This is a genomic window from Pseudomonas mucidolens (assembly GCF_900106045.1).
Classification (GTDB): Bacteria; Pseudomonadota; Gammaproteobacteria; order Pseudomonadales; family Pseudomonadaceae; genus Aquipseudomonas; species Aquipseudomonas mucidolens.
On sequence record NZ_LT629802.1, the window covers coordinates 2,815,030 to 2,835,757 of the forward strand.

Consider the following 20,728-nt stretch of genomic DNA (forward strand, 5'->3'; position numbering starts at 1 on the left):
TTCAAGCCTCCTCCATCAGGTCCATCATTTTTTCAATATCCGACAGCCCTTCCTCACTCAGTGCCGAGCGGCTTTCGAGCACTGCCTGGGCGAACTCGGCGAGGGTCGGCGTTTCAAAGATCAGGCGCAGCGCAATGTCGATGCCCAGTTGTGAGTTGATGCGCGAGACCGCCTGGGTCGCGAGCAGCGAATGCCCTCCAAGATCAAAGAAGTTGTCACCCAGACCAATGCGCTCGACGTGCAGGATGTCCTGCCAGATCGCGGCGATCTGTTGTTCAATCTCGGTTTCAGGAGCCTGGTAGGCCTGCTGTGCCAACAGCGGATCAGCCTGGGGCAAGGCCTTGCGATCAAGCTTGCCATTGGGGTTCAACGGCATCCGCGCCAGGACGATCCACTGCCCAGGCACCATGTAGTCCGGCAGGTGGCGCACCAGGCTTGCGCCCAACGTGGCGCCATAACGCGACTGTTCCTGCGCGCTGCTCTCCAGCAGTTGCGCATCGCTTGGCACCACGTAAGCCACCAGGCGTTTGCCGGTCGGCCCGTCCCGCGCGATCACTACCGCCTCGACCACCGACGGCTGTTCCATGAGACGCGCCTCGATTTCACCCAGCTCGATGCGCAAGCCACGGATCTTCACTTGATGATCGATACGGCCGAGGTACTCGATCACCCCGCTGGCCCGATGCCGCGCCAGATCACCGCTACGGTACAAGCGCCCGGCGCCAAACGGGTTTGCCACAAAACGCTCGGCGGTCAACGCCGGCCGCCGGTGGTAACCACGGGCCAGACCTTCGCCGCCCAGGTACAACTCACCGGCCACGCCCACGGGCAACGGTTCCAGATCCGGGCCGAGGATATAAGTGCCAAGGTTGGCGATCGGCTGACCAATCGGCACGCTGTCGCGCCCTTCGTCGACGCATTGCCAATGCGTCACATCGATGGCCGCTTCGGTTGGGCCGTACAGGTTGTACAACCGGGTCTGCGGCAGTTGCTGGAACAACTGCTGTTGAGCTTCCACCGGCAATGCTTCACCGCTGCACATCACCTGACGCAAGCCGTGGCAACTGGCCGCGCGCGGGTCCAGCAGGAAGGCCTGGAGCATCGAAGGCACAAAGTGCAACGTGGTGACGGCGTGTTGATTGATCAACTCGACCAGGGCGCCCGGATCACGATGCGCCCCAGGTGCGGCCACCACCAGGCGTGCACCGGTCATCAGCGGCCAGAAGAATTCCCAGACCGAGACATCAAAGCTGAACGGGGTTTTCTGCAACACCGCGTCGGCTGCATCCAGTGGGTAGGCCTCCTGCATCCAGCACAGGCGGTTGGTCAACGCGGTGTGCCGGTTGCCGGCGCCCTTGGGTTGCCCGGTAGACCCGGAGGTGTAGATCACATACGCCAGGCTTTGCGGGTCCAGTTCGCGCTGTAGCCGATCGGTACTGAAGCTGGCTACCGACTCACCGAGATCAAGCTGCTGTACACCCTGAGGAACCGGCAACTGCTCACGCAGGTGCGCCTGGGTCAACAACAGGCCGATGCCACTGTCCTGCATCATGTAGTTGAGGCGCTCCGGCGGGTACTCGGGGTCGAGCGGTACATAAGCGCCGCCGGCCTTGAGCACGGCGAGCAAGCCGATGACCATCTCCAGCGAACGCTGGGCTGCCACGCCGACCAGCACATCGGTACCCACCCCCAAACTGCAGAGGCGCCGTGCCCATTGGTTGGCGCGAGCATCGAGTTCGGCGTAGGTCAGTTGCGTATCGCCGAACACCAGGGCGATGGCCTCTGGCGTACGCTCGGCCTGAGCCTCGATCAACTGGTGTACGCCCAGATGCAGCGGGTACTCGGTCCGGGTCTGGTTCCAGTCCAGCAGCACCTGCTGGGCCTGGGTCTCGGTCAGCAGCGGCAATGCGGCAATCCGTTGCGTCGGGTCGGCGACAATCGCTTGCAGCAGGTTCTGCCAGTGGCCGATCAATTGCGCCATGCTCGCCGGGGTAAACAGGTCGACCGCATAGGTCAGGGTTGCTACCAGCTGTTGGTCTGACTCGTAGGTTTCCAGGCTCAGGTCGAACTGCGTGGTGCGGCCACGGGCTTCAAGACCGCACAGGGTCAGGCCCGGCAAGGCAATGTCGAGTCCTCTGCGGCCTTCCTCGAGATGGTTGTACATCACCTGGAACAGCGGGCTGTGGCTCAGGCTGCGCTCCGGTTGCAAGGCTTCCACCAGCTGTTCGAACGGCAGATCCTGATGGGCCTGGGCCTCCAGCGCAGTCTGTTTGACCTGCTCGAGCAATTCGTTGAAGGCGCTCTGCCCGTCCACCTCAGCCTTGAGCACCTGGGTATTGACGAAGAAGCCGATCAGACGCTCGGTTTCCACCCGGTTACGGTTGGCGATGGGCACCCCGACGCGAATGTCGGTTTGCCCGCTGTAGCGGTGCAACAACGTCTGGAACGAGGCCAGCAACAGCATAAACAGAGTCGTCTGCTCACGCTGGGCCAGGGCTTTGAGCGAGTGCAGCAGGCTGGCCGGCAACTTCACCACCTGGCTGGCGCCGATAAAGCTTTGGACACTCGGCCGTGGGTGGTCGGTCGGCAGTGCCAATACGGGTTGCTCGCCACCCAGCTTGTCGGTCCAGTAGGCCAGTTGTCGCGCCTGTTCGCCGTCTTCCATCCACTGCCGCTGCCATTGCGCATAGTCGAGGTACTGCAACGGCAGCGCCGGCAGACTCGGGGTTTGCCCCTGGCTGTAGGCGGCATAGGTTTCAAGCAGTTCGTCGACCATCACCTGCATCGACCAGGCATCGGAGACGATGTGGTGCTGGGTGAGGATCAGGACATGCTCGTCAGCCGCCAGGCGTAACAGCTTCACCCGCAACAACGCGTCATGCTTGAGGTCGAACGGGCGATGCGCTTCGGCATCCACCGCGGCATCGATCCCGGCCACGCTGTCCAGCGCTTGCACCTCCAGTTGCAGGCTGGCCTGGGCCTGAATCACCGGCAGGACCTGGCTGTCATTCTGGGTAAAACCAGTGCGCAAGATTTCATGCCGGGCAATCAGGCTGTTGAAACTGCGTTCGAGTGCCGACACCTCCAGTTGCCCTTGCAGGCGCAGGGCCAGAGGCAGGTTGTAGGCGACACTCTGCGGCTCCAGTTGCCAGAGGAACCACTGCCGCTCCTGGGCATAGGACAGGCGTAATACCTGGTCGCGAGCCACTGGCAACAGCACCGGTGCCGAACCGGCCATTTCCTGCCCCAGGGCCTGGACAAAGGCGTGCAAGGTACTGTGTTCGAACAAGGTGCGCAGCGCCACTTCAGTGTTCAGCAACTGCCGCACCCGCGACATGACCTGCGTGGCCAGCAACGAGTGCCCGCCCAGTTCGAAGAAGTTGTCCGCCAGCCCCACGCGCTCCAGCTTGAGCACTTCTTGCCAGATCTGCGCGACCTGTCGTTGGCGTTCAGTGCTCGGCGCAACGTAGGGCTTCTGCACCTGACTGGCCTCCGGCTGCGGCAGGGCCTTGCGGTCCAGCTTGCCGTTGGGCGTCAGCGGCAGACGCGCCATGAACAGCCAGTACTGCGGCACCATGTAATCCGGCAACTGTTGGTGCAGGCTGTGTTTCAACGCTTCACGCAAGGTTTCTTGCGCGGCGTCGGGCGCCACCAGATAACTGACCAGCAGCGGTCCTTGCGGCCCTTCCTGAGCCACCACCACCGCTTCGCGCACCTCGCTGTGCTCCAGCAGGCGCGCCTCGATCTCGCCCAATTCGATACGGAAACCGCGGATCTTCACCTGGTGGTCGATCCGGCTGATGTAGTCGATCACCCCGTCCGCGCGGTAGCGCGCCAGGTCGCCGGTACGGTAGAAACGCCCTCCCGGTTCCCCATACGGGTTAGGCAGGAAACGCTCGGCGGTCAGTGCCGGACGCTCGAAATAGCCCCGCGCCAGACCATCGCCACCGATCAGGAGTTCACCGGCGACCCCCACCGGGTTGGCCGACAGGTCTTCACCGAGGATGTACAACGACGTATTATTGATCGCCCTGCCCAGGTGCGGCTGGCTGTGCTCGCTGTCCAACGCCTGCAAGGCCGACCAGATGGTGGTTTCGGTCGGGCCGTAGAGGTTCCAGGTTTGCGCCCCCAGCGCGGTCATGCGCACCGCCAATTCATCGGCCAGCGCTTCACCGCCACACAGCAGACGACGGCCGTCCAGGACGCCAGCGTTGGCGCTTTCCAGCAGCATGCGCCAGGTCGACGGCGTAGCTTGCAACAGCGTGATGCCCTGCTCCTGCACCTGCTTGAGGATCAGTTCCGGATCGCGCTGGGTATCCTGGCTGACCAGGACCACACGGCCACCGACCATCAATGGCGTGTACAACTCCAGGCCAAAAATGTCGAAGGAGAACGTGGTCAGCGACAGCAACCGATCCTGCGCGTCGATCCCCGGCGCGGCGGCCATGCTCACGATAAAGTTGGTCAGCGCGCCATGGCGCACCATCACGCCTTTGGGCTTGCCAGTGGAACCTGAGGTGTAGATCGCATAGGCGAGGTTTTCCGGGTCCAGCGTCACCTGCGGGTTCGCCGTGCTGTAGCCGCTCAAGGTCTGGCCCAGGTCCAGCACCTGCACATGAGGCGCAAGCGGCAGGGACAAGTGAGCCTGGGTCAGCAGCAGCTTGAGGCCACTGTCGTCGATCATGTAGCCCAGGCGCTCCTGCGGGTACTCCGGGTCCAGCGGCACATAGGCACCACCAGCCTTGAGCACCGCCAGCAAAGCGATGACCATTTCCAGCGAGCGCTCAACCGCCACGCCCACCAGCACATCCGGGCCGACGCCCAGCTCCAGCAGGCGGTGCGCCCACTGGTTGGCCCGGGCATTGAGTTCGGCGTAGCTCAGTTGCTGTTCAGCAAACACCAGCGCCAGCGCTTCCGGAGTGCGCGCCGCCTGCTCCTCGATCAACTGCTGGATGCACTGCCCGGCCGGGTAGGCCACGGCGCTACGGTTCCAGTCTTCGAGGATCACTCGCTCATCGGCTGCAGCCAGCAATGGCAATTGGGCGATGCGCTGCGTCGGGTCGGCCACTACCGCCTGCAACAGGTGCTGCCAGTGTTGCACCAGGCGCTCGATGGTGCTGGCGTCGAACAGCTCGCAGGCATACACCAGCGAGGCACTCAGGCTGTCGCGAGACTCGTAGGTTTCCAGTGTCAGGTCGAACTGCGCGACCTGGTTTTCCCAGGCCAGGCCTTCGACCCGCAACCCTGGCAAATCGACGTCGATGCTTTTCTTGCCTTCGCTCTGGTGGTTGTACATCACCTGGAACAGCGGGCTGTGGCTCAGGCTGCGCTGCGGCTGCAGCGCTTGCACCAGTTGTTCGAACGGCAGGTCCTGGTGGGCCTGGGCGTGCAGCGCCGTTTGCTTGACCTGGCGCAACAGCTCGATGAACGCGCACTGGCCATCCACCTCGGCCTTGTGCACCTGGGTATTGACGAAGAAACCAATCAGGCGCTCGATATCGACCCGCTGCCGATTGGCCACCGGCACACCGACACGAATGTCGCTTTGCCCAGTGTAGCGATGCAACAGGGCCTGGAACGACGCCAGCAGAACCATAAACAGGGTCGAGCCTTCGCGTTGTGCCAGTTGTCGCAGGCCGGTACTCAGTGCCGCATCCAGCGCAATGTCCAGGCGGACGCCGCGCTGATCCTGCACCGCCGGGCGCGGCCGGTCAGTCGGCAGTTCCAGTACCGGTTGTTCACCCCCCAACTGGTGGCGCCAGTAAGCCAGCTGACGTTGCAACTCACCGGCCTCCATCCACTGCCGCTGCCATTGCGCATAGTCGGCGTATTGGATCGGCAGGGCTGGCAGCTCCAGGTGCTGGCCCTGGCTATAGGCGCGGTACAGGGCAATCAGCTCTTCCACCAATACCTGCATCGACCAGCCATCAGAGATGATGTGGTGCTGGGTCAGCAACAACACATGATCATCCGCCGCCAGCTGCAGCAATTTCACCCGCAACAACGGCCCCCGCTGAAGATCGAACGGCGCCTGGGCCTCGGCTTCCACGGTGGCGGCGATCAACGCGTCACTGGCCAAGGGTTCCGCCACCAGCGGCAATGCCACCGGGGCGTCAATGATTTGCAGCGCCTGCTGATCCTGGGCAAAGCGCGTACGCAGGCTTTCATGGCGCTCGATCAGCGCATCGAAGCTACGGGCCAAGGCTGCAACGTCCAGGCCTCCACGCAGGCGCAGCGCCAGCGGGATGTTATAGGCCGGACTCTGAGGCTCCAGCTGCCAGAGGAACCATTGACGCTCCTGGGCATAGGACAGCAAGAGCGGCTGTTGACGATCCACCGCCAGCAGCGCCGGTTCGTCACCCGCGCGGTTCTGGCCGAGCGCCTGGACAAAGGCTTGCAAGGTGCTGTGCTCAAACAGCGTACGTAGCGGTAGTTCGATCTTCAGCGCATGGCGCACTCTGGAAATCACTTGGGTCGCCAGCAACGAATGACCGCCCAGCTCGAAAAAATTGTCATTGAGGCCGACGCGTTCCAGTTTGAGCACGTCCTGCCAGATCTGCGCGATACGCTGCTCCAGTGCAGTGCGCGGGGCCATGAAACGCTGCTGCAACTGGCTGGCATCCGGCGCCGGCAGCGCCTTGCGATCCAGCTTGCCATTCGGTGTCAATGGCAGCACCTCAAGGAACACCCACTGCAACGGCACCATGTAAACCGGCAGGCGCTGGCGCAGGCTGTCACGCAGACTGTCACGCAATGCGTCCTGGGCCAGCTCGGTCGACGCCGGCACCACGTAACCCACCAAGGCCTTGCCGGTGCCACTTTCGTAGACATCGACCGCCGCCTCGCGCACCGCGTCCAGCTCCAGCAGGTGCGCACTGATTTCGCCCAGTTCGATCCGGAAACCACGCACCTTGACCTGGTGGTCGACGCGTCCCACGTACTCCAACAGGCCGTCGTTACGCCGACGGCCGAGGTCGCCGGTGCGGTACAGCCGGCCACCGGCCTCAAGGGCGAACGGGTCCGGCAGGTAGGCCAGGGCCGTGCGCGCTGGGTCACTCAGGTAACCACGGCCAACCCCGACGCCGGCCACCCACAGCTCACCCACCGCGCCCACAGGCACCGGTTGCAACTGACCGTCGAGCAGGTACAGGCGGTTGTTGTCCGTCGGACTGCCGATGGGCAGGCAAGCCCCCTGGGTCGCGGCCATTTCCACGCGGTACAAGGCCACGTCGTCCGAGCATTCGGCCGGACCGTAAGCGTTGACCAGGCCGATCCTCGGGTAGCGCTGCAGCCAGCGGCGCGCCAGTTCCGGCGGCATCGCCTCCCCGGTGGGCAGCATAAAGCGCAAGTGCTCGAGCGCCATCACCGGCTCATCGAGCAAGCCCTGGATCAGCGACGGCACGCTTTCCAGAACCGTGATGCCGGCCTGCCGTACATGGGCCAGCAAGGCCGCTGGCTCTTGGGCAATGTCGTTCGGCACAATGTCGACGCGCGCTCCGCACAGCGGCGCGGTGAGGAACTGCCATACCGAAATATCGAAGCTCTGCGAGGCGGTCTGGGCGATCACGTCCTGTTCCCCCAGTTCCAGGTACGGCAGTTTGCTCAATTGGTTGTTGAGCATGCCGCCCTGCTCGACCAACACCCCTTTGGGCGTGCCGGTGGAGCCGGAGGTGTAGATGGCATACGCCAAGTGACGGGCACCGACGTAGATGTGCGGGTTGCCCTGCGCAGCATCACCTTGCTGAAGGTCTTCCCAGACCAGCAGCCGTGGCGCGACGTCTGATGCAAGGCTAGCCAACAGGCCGCGAGCCCGCTCGGCGCAGGCCGCCGTGCAGAACAACACCGGCGTGCGGCTCAGCTCCAGCAGACGCAGCAGACGTTCATCTGGCAAATGCGGGTCGAGCGGCAGATAGCCGGCACCGGCCTTGAAGCTGCCGATGATCATGCCCAGCAACGGCAGATCACGTTCGGCCAACAAAGCCACCGGCTGGTCAACCTGCACCCCAGCCGCCATCAGCCCATGACCGGCACGGTTGGCCTGGCGGTTGAGTTCGTTGTAGCTCCATTGCCGGTCCAGGCACGACGCCACCGTGCGCTCGCCGTACTGCGCCACGCTGGCCTCGAACAGGCGTACATAACCCTGGTCCAGCGGGTAGGTGCGTTCGGTCTGGTTACAGGCTTCAACCAACTGGTAGCGGTCCGCGTCGGACAGCAGCGCCAAGGCCGAAAATTCGCCATGGAAGCCGCTGACCAGCGCGCCCAGTACGCGCTTCATATCGTGCAGCAAGCGATCAATCGTTGCTTCGTCGAAGAAGCGCTGGTCGTAAGACAGGTGCAGCCCCAGTTCGTCACCGGGGTAGACCACCACCGTCAGCGGATAGTTGGTGTGAGTCCGTGCGCTGTCGGCAATCGCGCTCAGTTCCTCGGCGCCGCTGACCACCGCGCTCTCCAGCGGCGCGTTCTCGAACACAAACAGGCTGTCGAACAACTGCTGGCTGCTGTCGATGTGGCTGCATGCCTGGATTTTCACCAGCGGCAGATGTTCATGCTCACGCAAGGCCAGGTTGTGCTCGAACAATGCCTGCAGCCATTGCTTGACGCTGCCGGTCTGCGGCATGCGCACCCGCAGCGGGATGCTGTTGATGAACAGGCCGACGGTGTCCTGCATTTCCGGGCGATTGATTGGCCGACCGGCCACAGTCACACCAAACAACACATCCGACTCACCGCTGTAGCGGTGCATGACCAAGGCCCAAGCCGCCTGGGTAAAGGTGTTGACGGTCAGTTGATAATGCTGGGCCAGTTCCCGCAGGGCGCGACCTTCGTTGCGTTCCAGATTCAGGTAACGGTCACCTATCTGCGACTGACCACCCTGACGCTGCAGCGGTCGGTCGTAAGGCAGCCAGGTCGGTTGCTCGACGCCTTGCAACTCTTCGCGCCAGGCGCTGATCGCCGCCGCTTCGCCCTGCTCTTGCAGCCAGGCAATAAAGTCGCGGTAGCGCGCCGCCGGTGGCGGTATTTGCTTGCCCTGGTAAAGGGTGAAAAAGTCTTGCAACAGCAAGGATCGGCACCAGGCATCGATCAAGATGTGGTGATTGCTGAGGATGAACCAGTATTGCTGGGGCGCACGACGAATCAGGCGCAGGCTGAACGGTGGCTGCTCCAGCAGGTTGAAGCCTTGCTGGCGCTCGCTCTCCAGCAGACGCTGCAAATCGGCTTCGTGCTGCTCGACTGGCACCCCGCTCCAGTCCAGGCAGTCGATACGCAACGGAGCATGGCGGTGAATGATCTGCAGCGTTTCACCCTGGTGATCGAGGTTGAACGAAGCCCGCAGGGCATCGTGACGCTGGATGACTTGCTGCCAGGCACTCCGGAAGCGCGGCAGGTCGATGTCACTGTCGATGCAGTAACGGTCCTGCATAAAGTAAATGCCCGAATTCGGCTCCAACAAGGTGTGCAGCAACAAGCCCTCTTGCATCGGTGACAGCGGGTAAATGTCTTCGATCTGCGCCAGCGGGGTCGCCAGTGTATCCAGACGCTCCTGAGTCAGGCTGGCCAGCGGGAAGTCCGAAGGCGTGGCGCCACCGGCTTCGGCTTGCAGGCAATGAGCGATCAGCGCGGTCAACTCCTGACGATAGTCTTCGGCCAATCGCTCGATGGTCGCACGTTCGTGCAACTCACGGCTGAAGGTCCACTGCAACGACAGTTCGCCCGCATACACCTGGCCCTCGATGCTCAACCAGTTGGCCAGCGGGGCTTGCTCGTCCTGGGCTACGCCTGATTTTTCGATGGCCGGCACGAACAGTGCGCCGTCGTCGAACTGAGCGTCGAACTGCCCCAGGTAGTTGAAGGTGATGCGTGGCGCCGGCAGCTCGGCCAGGGCCGCCTGTACCTGCGGCTCGCCCAGGTAGCGCAACACACCGAACCCCAGGCCTTTGCCGGGTACTGCGCGCAGTTGCTCCTTGACCGCCTTGATCGAACCGGCCAAATCCAGTGCCGGGGTCAGCTTGATCGGGAACAGGCTGGTGAACCAACCCAGGGTGCGGGTCAGGTCAATGTCTTCAAACAGCTCTTCGCGACCGTGGCCCTCAAGCTGGATCAACACCGATGGTTCACCGCTCCAGCGGGCAATGACACGTGCCAGCGCGGTCAACAACAGGTCATTGACCTGGGTGCGGTAGGCCGCCGGCGCCTCTTGCAATAACTGGCGCGTCAATTGAGCATCGAAGGTCACGGCGACCTTTTGCCCCAGGGCATTACTCAGCCCGCCTTGTGAGTGATCGCGGGGCAAATCGGCTGGCGCATTGGCCAGCGCCTGCTGCCAATAGTCCATCTCCTGGTTCAGGGCCGGGCGCTGGGCATAGTCCTGCAACTGTTCGGCCCAGGCTTTGTAGGCGCTGGTTTTCGCCGGCAGCGCCAGGGTTGCAGCGGCCTTGGCCTGGTTCAGCAGGCTTTGCAGGTCTTCCAGCAGCACGCGCCAGGACACCCCGTCCACCACCAGGTGATGGATCGCCAGCAACAGTCGCTGGCTACCGTCCGCCATATTCACCAGCAAGACCCGCAGCAGCGGACCTTGGCCCAGGTCCAGGCTGCGTTGCGCCTCATCGCAGAGGGCGTTGAGTTCTTCGGCGGTGGCCGCCTGGCGTTGCCATACCGGCGATACATCCGGCATCGCGGCATGGGCCTGGGTCCAGCCTTGGGCACCGGTCTCGAAACGCAGGCGCAGGCCATCGTGCTGCTCGATCAGGCGCAATACGGCGGCGTCCACATGGGCCAAGTCAAGGGTTTCGCTCGGGGTCAACAACAGCGATTGGTTCCAGTGCGCGCGCTGGGCCATCGGCAGTTCGAAGAACCATCGTTGCACCGGGGTCAACGGCACCTCCCCGCTGACCGGGCCTTGATCGATGGTGATGTCAACGTCGGCTTGGCAAACCTGCGCCAGGCTGCGCACGGTCTGGTGCTGGAACAAGTCCCGCGGGCTGAAGGCAATCCCGGCCTGACGGGCACGCCCGACGACCTGGATAGAGACGATGGAATCGCCGCCCAACTCGAAGAAATTGTCTTCCAGGCCGACCTGCTCCACGCGCAATACGTCACGCCAGATCGCCGCCAGGGCTTTCTCGATGTCACTGGCAGGCGCAATGTATTGCGCCTGCACGCCGGCCTCGGCGCGCGGCAGGGATTTACGGTCGAGTTTGCCGTTGGGCATCAACGGCAGCGCCGTCAGCTGCAGCAGGTGCTGCGGCACCATATATTCCGGCAGGCCCAGCAGCAGGCTGGCCTTGAGCTGTTCGCGCCAGTCGGCCGGCGGTTGCTCGCAGGTCAATACCAGATAAGCCACCAGTTGCTTGCCGTCCTGGGCCAGGACCACAGCTTCACGGACCAGTTCGTGGTCACACAGACTGGCTTCGATTTCACCCAGCTCGATACGCAGGCCGCGCAGCTTGACCTGATGATCGAGACGCCCGAGGTATTCGATAACTCCATCGACCCGATAACGCGCCAGGTCGCCGGTGCGGTACAAGCGCTCGCCGGCATTGAACGGATCGGGCACGAAACGCTCGGCGGTCAGTCCCGGCCGCCGATGATAACCACGGGCCAGGCCAACACCGCCCAGGTACAGTTCGCCACCCGCGCCGACCGGCAGCAGGCTCAGGCCGGAACCGAGGATCTGGGTCCGCAGGTTGTCGATCGGCACCCCGATGGGCACGCTGGCGCGGCGTTCGTCGACACACCGCCAGTGCGTCACGTCGATGGCGGCTTCGGTCGGACCATAAAGATTGAACAGAGCGGCACCCGGCAATTTGCCGAACACCTGCTGCTGGGCATCCACCGGCAGGGCTTCACCGCTGCATAGGATGCGCTTGAGACTGCCACAGGCCTCGACCCCGGCTTCATGGATAAAGGCCTGCAACATCGATGGCACGAAGTGCAAGGTAGTGATCTGGTAACGCCCGATGGTTTCGATCAGGCGTGCCGGCTCGCGGTGCTCACCCGGTAGCGCCACAGCCAGCCGCGCACCGACCATCAACGGCCAGAAGAACTCCCAGACCGAGACGTCGAAACTGAACGGGGTCTTTTGCAGCACCGTGTCGCGCGCATCCAGACTGTAGGCGCGCTGCATCCACCATAGGCGGTTGGTCAGGGCCGTGTGCCGGTTGCCCGCGCCTTTGGGCCGGCCGGTGGAGCCTGAGGTATAGATCATGTAGGCCAGTTGTTCCGGCAAGCATGGCAGAGCCGGATTGACTTCGCTGTAGCCTTCCAGCCAGTCGCCGTCCTGATCCAGGCACCAGGCCTGGACAGCATCGCCCAGCGGCAGGCTGTCCAGCAGATGGCTCTGGGTCAACAGCAAGCGCACGCCACTGTCTTCAAGCATGTAGCGCAGGCGCTCACTCGGATATTCCGGATCGAGCGGCACGTAGGCTCCGCCAGCCTTGAGCACCGCAAGCAGCGCCACGACCATTTCCACCGAGCGCTCGGTGGCCACGCCCACCAACAGCTCAGTATCGGCCGGTGCCGATTCGCGCAACTTGTGTGCCAGGCGGTTGGCGCGCTGATTGAGTTGTCGATACGTCAGGACCTGTTGATCGAACAACAGGGCAATCGCCTGTGGCGTGCGCTGCACCTGTTCCTCGAACAACTGATGCACACCGCGCTGCGCCGGGAACTGCGCCTCGGTACGGTTCCAGTCGAGTACCTGAGTCTGTACCTGCAGGGCATCGAGCAGCGGCAGCTCACTGACCCGACGCGCGCTGTCGGCGACGATTTCGCTCAGTATCTTGAGCCAATGACCGGCCATGCGCTCGACGCTCGCCAGGGCGAACAGATCGCTGGCAAACGTCAGGGCAGCCTTGAGCGTGCCACCTTTCTCGTAGGTATCCAGGGTCAGGTCGAACTGGGTGGTGCGGCTGTCCCAGTCGAGACGGCTCAAGCTGAGTCCGGAACTCAGTTTCAATGCCTCGAGGTCGGCCACTTCCGGCTGATGGTTGTACATCACCTGGAACAGCGGGGTGTGGCTCAGGCTGCGCTCCAGCTTGAGCGCATCCACCAGGCGCTCGAATGGCAGGTCCTGATGGGCCTGCGCGGCGTTGACCACCTCTTTGAGATCCTGCAACAGGCCAGTGACCGGGGTCTGCTCATCAAAACGCGCACGGATCACCTGAGTGTTGACGAACAGACCGATCAGGCCTTCGACTTCCAGCCGGTTTCGGTTGGCAATCGGCACGCCAACCCGCAGGTCGGTCTGGCCGGTGTAGCGATACAAGAGGATATTGAAGGCCGCCAGCAAGACGGTGAACAACGACACATTCTGCTGGCGCGCGAATTGACGCAGTTCATCCGCCAGGGCTGGCGGCAGGTCGAACTCATGACGGCCACCTTGATGGCTGGCCACCGCCGGACGCGGGAAATCGGTCGGCAATTCAAGCAGCGGATGCTCGTCGCCCAGTTGCGCCTGCCAGTAAGCCAATTGACGCTCCTGTTCACCAGCTTCCATCCAGCGCCGCTGCCACAGGGCATAGTCGGCGTACTGGATCGGCAGCGGTTCGAGGTTAAGCGCTTCGCCACGACGGTGAGCATCGTAGAAGCGGACGAACTCGTCGATGATGATACTCATCGACCAGCCATCGGAAACGATGTGATGCAAGGTCAGCAACAGCACATGCTGCTCAGCCTCGAGCTTGATCAGCTTGACCCGCAGCAACGGCCCGGCAGCCAGGTCGAACGGCAGCATTGACTGTTGCTGGGCTTCGCTGCGGACCCTGCGCTCACGCTCGTCATCGGGGAGGATGCTGAAGTCCTCGCGCTCGAAAATCAACGGGGCACTGGCGGGCACTTGTTGCAGACGCTCGTCGGGCAACTGGCGAAAGACCGTGCGCAAGGCTTCGTGGCGCTCCACCAGGCTGGCAAAAGCCTGCTCCAGTGCCGGTTCGTCGAGCATGCCCTTGAGCCGCACGGCACTGGGCAGGTTATAGGCAGCGCTTTGCGGATCAAGCTGCCAGAGGAACCACATCCGTCGCTGTGCGTAGGACAACGCCTGACGATCCTCGACCGCTACACCCGCCGGGATCGGAAACCGAGCAAAATCCACCCCTTCCTTTTGCAAGGCCGCGAGGAACAACCGGCGCTTTTCCAGGGGCAACCCGATAAACCGGCGAGCGAGTTTCAAGGAGTCTTCAGCATTCATTTCTTAGCATCCGGGTCAATAGGCAGGAAGCGCAAAGGCACGTCATCCCTATAAAACGAATGCAACCGGGGAAAATTAGCGACTGAGAACAACTATCTTGGACCCGCTGGCGCAGGCAGGAATCAGCCCGGAACGACCTTGAAGCTTGAGGATTTTTGCGCCCGGTACGGCGGCTTGCAGGGTGGGTCGATAGCCCCACCCTGATGCGGGTCAGATCGCTCCCGCTGGCGCGGGAACAATCGAGGATGCTGGTTACAACTGGTCGGCGGAAAAGCCTTCGGCCATGGCCACGATGACCTTGCGCTTGCCCTCGAAGGGTGCACGCGCGTGAGCCGCAAGCATGTTGTCGAGCATCAGCACATCACCTGACTGCCAGGGGAAGCTGACCATGCACTCGTCGAGTACCGCGCGGATCTCGTTGAGCACCTGATCTTCAATAGCCGAGCCGTCACCGTAGTAGACGTTACGCGGCAAATCTTCTTCTTCGACGATGTCCAACAGCGTCTCGCGCACCTCTGGCTGCAGGTTGGAGATATGAAACAGGTGTGCCTGGTTGAACCAGACCATTTCACCCGTGCGCGGATGGCGAGCCACCGCCTGACAGGTCTGGCGGGTGCGCAGTTCGCCGTCATCCTTCCATTCGCAAACAATCCCGTGAGCGTTGCAGTACGCCTCGACGACTGTCCGGTCCTCGGTATTGAAGACCTGCTCCCACGCCACATCCAGGCCGTTGCCGAAGTTGCGGACATACATCAGGCCCTTGCTGACGAAACGCTCGCGAATATACGCCGGGATGCGCTTGTAGACTTCGCGGCTATCGGCAATCGGCGTCTCGCCCCCCGACTGCGCGGCGAGCATGCTGTAGAACCAGATCCGCATGGGCCAGTCACGGGAGTAGGCCTGCTCGTTGTGCAGCGGAATACTCTGGTGCGCCGGATATTCGGTGGAGGTGTACACCCCTTGCGTAACACTGCTGCGCGGGGTCGAGCCAAACTCATAATTCAACAAAGGGTGACCAAAACTGGCGGCAAATTCGCGAAACTGCTCGGCGCCCGCCAGGGTAAACCCGCGAAACAGAATCCCGCCGTCGCGCAACAGATGCTCATCCACCAATGCCTTGAGCTCTTCAAACACCGCCAGCAGGCTGGTGTCTGGCTCTGTAGCCTCGACCAGCAGTGGCAAACGCCCCTGCCCCGCCCGTAACGGACCAACGGAAAATCCCAAGGCAACACCCATGACGGGCCTCCTGTAAACCATCAATTGCGCCAGCGGGCGCGGTTCTAGCGAGCGAGTGCGCTCATCTGGACATAGCGGCGATGATGCGCTTCCAAGTGCTCCTTGATGACCCGCAGCACTCGCGCTTCATGCTCGTGAATGAAGAAGTGGCCACCGGTCATCATGTCTACCGAAAAACTGCCGGCGGTTTCCTTGCGCCAACCCATCAGTTGTTCCGTGGTGGCCTTGTCTTCTTTGCCGCCGAGCACGTGTACCGGGCACTTGAGTGGTTGCCGCTGCAGGGGACGGAAACGTCCGCACAGCAAAAAGTCGGCACGTAGCACCGGCAGTGTCAGGTTCATCAGCTCCTTGTCCGCCAGCACCGCCTCACTGGTGCCCTGGAAAGTGCGCAACTGATCAATCAGTTGCTCATCGGTCTTGGGCTCGGCAAAGTCACGGTCGTAGTCGCTGCGCAGGGTCGGTGCCGCCGTGCCCGAGGCGAACAGCGCCACCGGTTCGGGACAGCCCAAGGCGCGCAATGCATGCGCCATTTCGCACGCCAGCAAGGCTCCCAGACTATGCCCAAACAGCGCATAGGGCGCTTCGAGCGCCGGCTGGTGTTCCGCAGCCAGCTGGCGAGCCAGGGCGCGCATGTCAGTTTGCAGGGGCTCATCAAACCGTGAGCCACGGCCTGGCAGTTCCACCGGATGCACGCGCAACCATTCCGGCAGCTTGCGCCGCCACCGACTGTAGACCATGGCGCTGGCGCCGGAGTACGGCAGGCACAGCAGTGTCAGCTTGGTCACCACGTTTACCTCAATCCATTACGTGTAAAAGGAACGGATGAGCACGCGGGCAAATTAGGCACACGCCAGGCCGCCCGCGGCACCTCCTATAAATTTCATGCAGCAGCGCTCGTTCTCTTGTTCAGACCAATACCCGATAAGAGGGATCACCGTGGATTTGCATGCCATTCTGACCAAGCTGTTTGCCAATGCCGGTGCCGTCGGCATTGAAGGTATTTTTCAGTTCGCGTTCGCGCCCGAGCAGGCATTCTGGTCCGAGGTCAAGGCCCACAGCCGCACCGAGCGGGGTCGCCATGCCCACCCCGACGTGACCATCGAGGTGACGGAGCGGGATTTCCTGGGGATCATGGGCGGCGTGGCCAACGTCGAAGAACTGTTTGCCAGCGGACGCCTGAAGATCAGCGGCAACATGGGCCTGGCCACGATGCTGCCGCAAATCATCGACCATGCACGCCAGGGTGGCACCAAGACCGACAAGGTCGACATGAACAAACGCTACCCAACACCGGCACGCTTCAGCGAACGAATTTCAGCCAGCCTGCCGCCTCTGCGCAGTGTGGAACGCCGGCCGCGCAGCGAGGTCTCGGTCAGCGAATTTCGCAGTCGCTACCTGCCCCATGGCATCCCCCTGATCATCAGCGATGCACTGCAGGATTGGCCACTGTTCAAACTCAGCCGCGAAGAGTCCCTGGTGCATTTCGCCGAACTGCAAGGGATCACCCGTCACGGCGATTACGTGAAGAAAACCTTCTCCGCCGATCGCGACTTTCGCTCCACCTCCATGGCGGACTTCATCGCCTCGCTGGACACTCCCGCATCGAAAAACGCCGACGGCACGCCGCCCGCCTACATGGGCAACAACATTTTGCCGGCACAGTTGATGCAGCAGATCAAGCACCCGCCCTACTTCGAGCAGTCGCTGTTCATCGCACCACGCATCTGGATCGGCCCCAAAGGCACCCTGACGCCACTGCATCGCGATGACACGGACAATATGTTTGCCCAGGTCTGGGGACGTAAATCCTTCATCCTCGCCGCGCCCCATCACCGTGAAGCGCTGGGCACCTGGTCGACATCGCCGGAGGGCGGACTCGACGGTTGCGAAGTCAACCCTGACGCACCGGACTACCAACGTTTTCCGACCTCCCGCGACGTGAACTTCCTCCGAGTGACCCTGGAGGCAGGCGACCTGTTGTTCCTGCCGGAAGGCTGGTTCCATCAAGTGGAGTCAGTGTCCACCTCGCTGTCCGTGAATTTCTGGGTCAACTCCGGGCGCGGCTGGTAAAGCCCGGCCCTTCGCCAGTCGGTCGCTCCATTCCACGACTACAGCGCCCGCTCCCTGACCTTCAGATGCCGCGCATACCAGGGGCGCCTGGGCACCTTGCGCAGCAACTGGGCGAGCTGGTCATCGTCAGCACCAAAGGTGATACGCAGCGCCAGCTTCATGGTTTCCGGATCCATCTCCACTGACTTGCCCATCTGCAATCCCGGCGTCGTGCTGCAACCGTGAGTCACCGGGCCAAGCCAGGGGTCCGCCACTTCCACCCAACGTCCCGGCGCGAACCAAGGTACGCCATTGACTTCAAGGCGACTGACTGTACCTGGGTGAAAACGCTCGTGCGCACGAAACCAGTCCTCGATACGGTCATCGATCCAGCCATGGAAATACCAGAACACCGGGTTCACATGCGAAGAGAACGGGTCGCCGAGAAAGTCGTTTTGCGCCGTGTACCAACGACCGGCGAAGTCCGCCGGGTCGCGGGCAAACGGTACCGGGGCGCCGTTGGACGGGTCCCGTGGCACCGAGGCCCAGCGCATGTGCAGCCAATCGTGCAGCCCCAGCTCGACCTCCGAGCCAAACTGGCCCAGGGTGAGCTTCGCCAGATAACGCGGATCGCGGTACCGCGACTCCCAGACCTGGAAATTGCTGTGGTAGGTCTCGGTCGCCTTGATGTCGCTGACCCATTGGGTGTAGTCGCTATCACCACTGGCCAGCCAGGTGGGCGGTAGTGCAAAGCCATCGTGGTTGTCGAAGTAGCGGGCGAACCCCTGGCGGTCACGCTCAAGCTCCGGTTGCGGCGCAGGGAAACGCGGCCAGGACGGCAGGTCTTGCATCGAGCGTGCCGTCCCGAGCATGTGCCGATGCATGAAAAAGAAGTCGATCCCTGAACCGTTGCGGTCCTTGCGCGGACCACGCGCATCGCGCTCCTTATCCCGCGGCCCGGGCTGCCAGCCAATGCCGCGCAGGGCGTCACGCTTGTCTTCGGCAAGCTTGTGCCACTGATCACGGGAGGCATGCCAGAGCTGGTGAAACAGGCGATGTTCAGGAGCGATCAACCAGGCCATCAATGCCGGATTCAAACCGATTCGCTCCCGAGCTTCGGGAAACAGTTGTTTGGTGGCAACAAAACGGCTGTCTTGTTCGGGCAGCGCCAAAGGTCGGTCCAGGCGCAGGATGTGCCCGCTGAGGGTGCCGCTGCCGGCATTGCCAAACTCCGCCCAGACCTCATCCAAGGTCATTTTCAGCTCATGGGTCGGCGCGCCGCCAGGCGTCTCGCGGTCGATCAGTCGCCAATACAGCTCGGATGCATTGCCTGGCCCCAGATCGCCCATCACCTGATAACGCGGCTCGGCGTCGCCACGCAGCTGTTCGGCGGTGCCGAGGTAACCCCGCAGCCCTCGCCCGCGCGGGGCAATATCAAGAAACAACTCCAGCCCTTCAAGCGGCAGGCCGTCGAGGCCCGCCTCACGACCTTCCAGGCGCAGGCTCCAGACCCCCCGCAAGGAGTCGGCAAGGCGCTGACCGGCCGTGTCGGCCAGTTCGACAGTCGCTTCCTCCGGCGTCACCGGGAACTCTTCACGCGTCAACTCGCGATGGGCATAAAAGGCCGCAGGCACCGCAGCGCCCGTCAGCGCCAGGCCTGCAATGAACCCTCGTCGAGAAATCGTCATTTTCCTACCTGCATTGTCCCGCCTGAAAACAGCCATGAAGCAGGCTTTATCCAAGCTAGAACGTTTGTTACCGAGGGAAATTTACCGCCACGGGCCAGGTGCCTAAATTTTTCTCTGCAGCGCTCGTTCTTCCCAGATAGCGAAGGCCCTTGCGCCTGCACTTCGACGGCGAACTGATTGAGATGGCAATGACAAAACCACGTTCAAGAAAGGCTCTCTACATTGGCCTGCCGCTGGCACTCGCCATTAGCGCCGGGGCCGGCTTTCTGGCCTGGGATCACTGGTTCAGGGGCAACGCCGGTTACCCACTGGAGGTGATCAAGCAAGCCAATGAAATGCAGGATCGTTTGCTGTCCTTCGACAGTCACATCTCGGTGCCGCTGAATTTCGGTACCCACGGCCACGAAGCCGACAAGGATGGCGACAGCCAGTTCGACCTGGTCAAGGCCAACCGTGGGCGCCTGTCCGGGGCCGCCCTGACCATCTTCGGCTGGCCCGAAATGTGGAACGGCGCCAATGCCCCTCATCGCCCGACCGCAGGCTTTGTCGAGGAGGCGCGCAACCAGCAGGAAGTGCGCTACAAAATCATTTCTGGAATGGTCCGCGACTTCCCCAATCAGGTAGCCATCGCCTATACCCCGGACGACTTCCGACGCCTGCACGGCGAGGGTAAGTTCGCCATTTTCATCAGCATGCTCAACGCCTACCCACTGGGCAACGACCTCAATCTGTTGGACATGTGGGCCGCACGCGGCATGCGCATGTTCGGTTTCAGCTATATCGGCAATAACAGCTGGGCCGACTCCTCACGCCCGCTGCCGTTCTTCAACGATTCGCCTGACGCTCTCAACGGCCTGTCGGACATCGGCCAACAGGCCGTGCATCGGCTCAATGACCTGGGGGTGATCATCGACGTCTCGCAGATGTCGACCAAGGCCTTGGAACAAGTCGCGCAACTGAGCCGTACACCGATGGTGGCCTCGCACTCGGCACCACGGGCCTTCGTCGACATCCCGCGCAACCTCACCGACAAAGAGATGCAACTGATCAAGAACAGCGGCGGCGTGGTCCAGGTGGTCGGGTTCTCCCAATACCTGCGTCCACTGACCCAACCTACCCAGGACAAGCTCAACACTCTGCGCGCGCGTTTCGACCTGCCGCCGCTGCCGAACCTGGCCATGGCGCTGATGCCAGGCGACCCAATCATCTCCGCCTGGTCCGAACAGAAGTTCGGCCAATACGCCAGCGGCCTGTATTCGATCCTTGAAGAAGAGCCCAAGGCTAGCCTCAAAGACTACGGCGACGCCATCGACTACACCGTGCGCAAGATCGGTATCGACCACGTCGGCATTGCCTCCGACTTCAACGAAGGGGGCGGTGTCAAGAACTGGGACAACGTCGGTGAGATACGCAACGTGACCGCCGAACTGATTTCCCGGGGTTACTCCGAAGCCGACATCGCCAAACTGTGGGGAGGCAACTTCCTGCGGGTCTGGGACCAGGTGCAAACAGCCGCCAGGCCGGTGGCCGAGCGCTGATTGCCTTCCCTTTTGCAGACAAGTGAACCGAG

At 62.5% G+C, this 20,728-nt stretch carries 6 protein-coding genes; 2 read left to right on the top strand and 4 right to left on the bottom strand.

The window, feature by feature from the left end:
- Position 1: 1 nt before the first annotated feature.
- The 3 genes from BLU75_RS13030 to BLU75_RS13040 all read right to left on the bottom strand — a co-directional run bounded on the left by BLU75_RS13030 (position 2) and on the right by BLU75_RS13040 (position 16,206).
- Positions 2–14,185, bottom strand: a complete 14,184-nt coding sequence (locus BLU75_RS13030) for a non-ribosomal peptide synthase/polyketide synthase (RefSeq protein ID WP_084380113.1) — start codon at positions 14,183–14,185, stop codon at positions 2–4.
- 252 nt (positions 14,186–14,437) lie between these two features.
- Positions 14,438–15,421: a TauD/TfdA family dioxygenase gene (locus BLU75_RS13035; RefSeq protein WP_084380115.1), complete on the bottom strand. Its 984-nt coding sequence runs from the start codon at positions 15,419–15,421 to the stop codon at positions 14,438–14,440.
- A 44-nt stretch (positions 15,422–15,465) separates the two neighbouring features.
- Complete coding sequence (locus tag BLU75_RS13040; protein WP_084380166.1) at positions 15,466–16,206, bottom strand: thioesterase II family protein; 741 nt, start codon at positions 16,204–16,206, stop codon at positions 15,466–15,468.
- Between the two features lie 151 nt (positions 16,207–16,357).
- Between BLU75_RS13040 and BLU75_RS13045 the strand changes: the two genes are divergently transcribed.
- Positions 16,358–17,491, top strand: a complete 1,134-nt coding sequence (locus BLU75_RS13045) for a cupin-like domain-containing protein (protein WP_084380117.1) — start codon at positions 16,358–16,360, stop codon at positions 17,489–17,491.
- A 38-nt stretch (positions 17,492–17,529) separates the two neighbouring features.
- Here BLU75_RS13045 and pvdP read toward each other — a convergent pair whose 3' ends face one another.
- Positions 17,530–19,158 (bottom strand): pyoverdine maturation tyrosinase PvdP, encoded by a 1,629-nt coding sequence (gene pvdP, locus BLU75_RS13050; protein WP_084380119.1) that lies wholly within the window; start codon positions 19,156–19,158, stop codon positions 17,530–17,532.
- Positions 19,159–19,346: 188 nt separating this feature from the next.
- Here pvdP and pvdM point away from each other — a divergent pair, with 188 nt between their 5' ends.
- A complete protein-coding gene (gene pvdM / locus BLU75_RS13055) occupies positions 19,347–20,696 on the top strand; it encodes a pyoverdine-tailoring dipeptidase-like protein PvdM (RefSeq protein WP_084380168.1) in 1,350 nt (449 codons plus the stop codon).
- Positions 20,697–20,728 lie beyond the last annotated feature (32 nt).

Coding starts and splice junctions, on each gene's coding strand:
- pvdP (WP_084380119.1), bottom strand. CDS start 19,158: ATGACGATTTCTCGACGAGGGTTCATTGCAGGCCTGGCGCTGACGGGC.
- pvdM (WP_084380168.1), top strand. CDS start 19,347: ATGACAAAACCACGTTCAAGAAAGGCTCTCTACATTGGCCTGCCGCTG.
- BLU75_RS13035 (WP_084380115.1), bottom strand. CDS start 15,421: ATGGGTGTTGCCTTGGGATTTTCCGTTGGTCCGTTACGGGCGGGGCAG.
- BLU75_RS13030 (WP_084380113.1), bottom strand. CDS start 14,185: ATGAATGCTGAAGACTCCTTGAAACTCGCTCGCCGGTTTATCGGGTTG.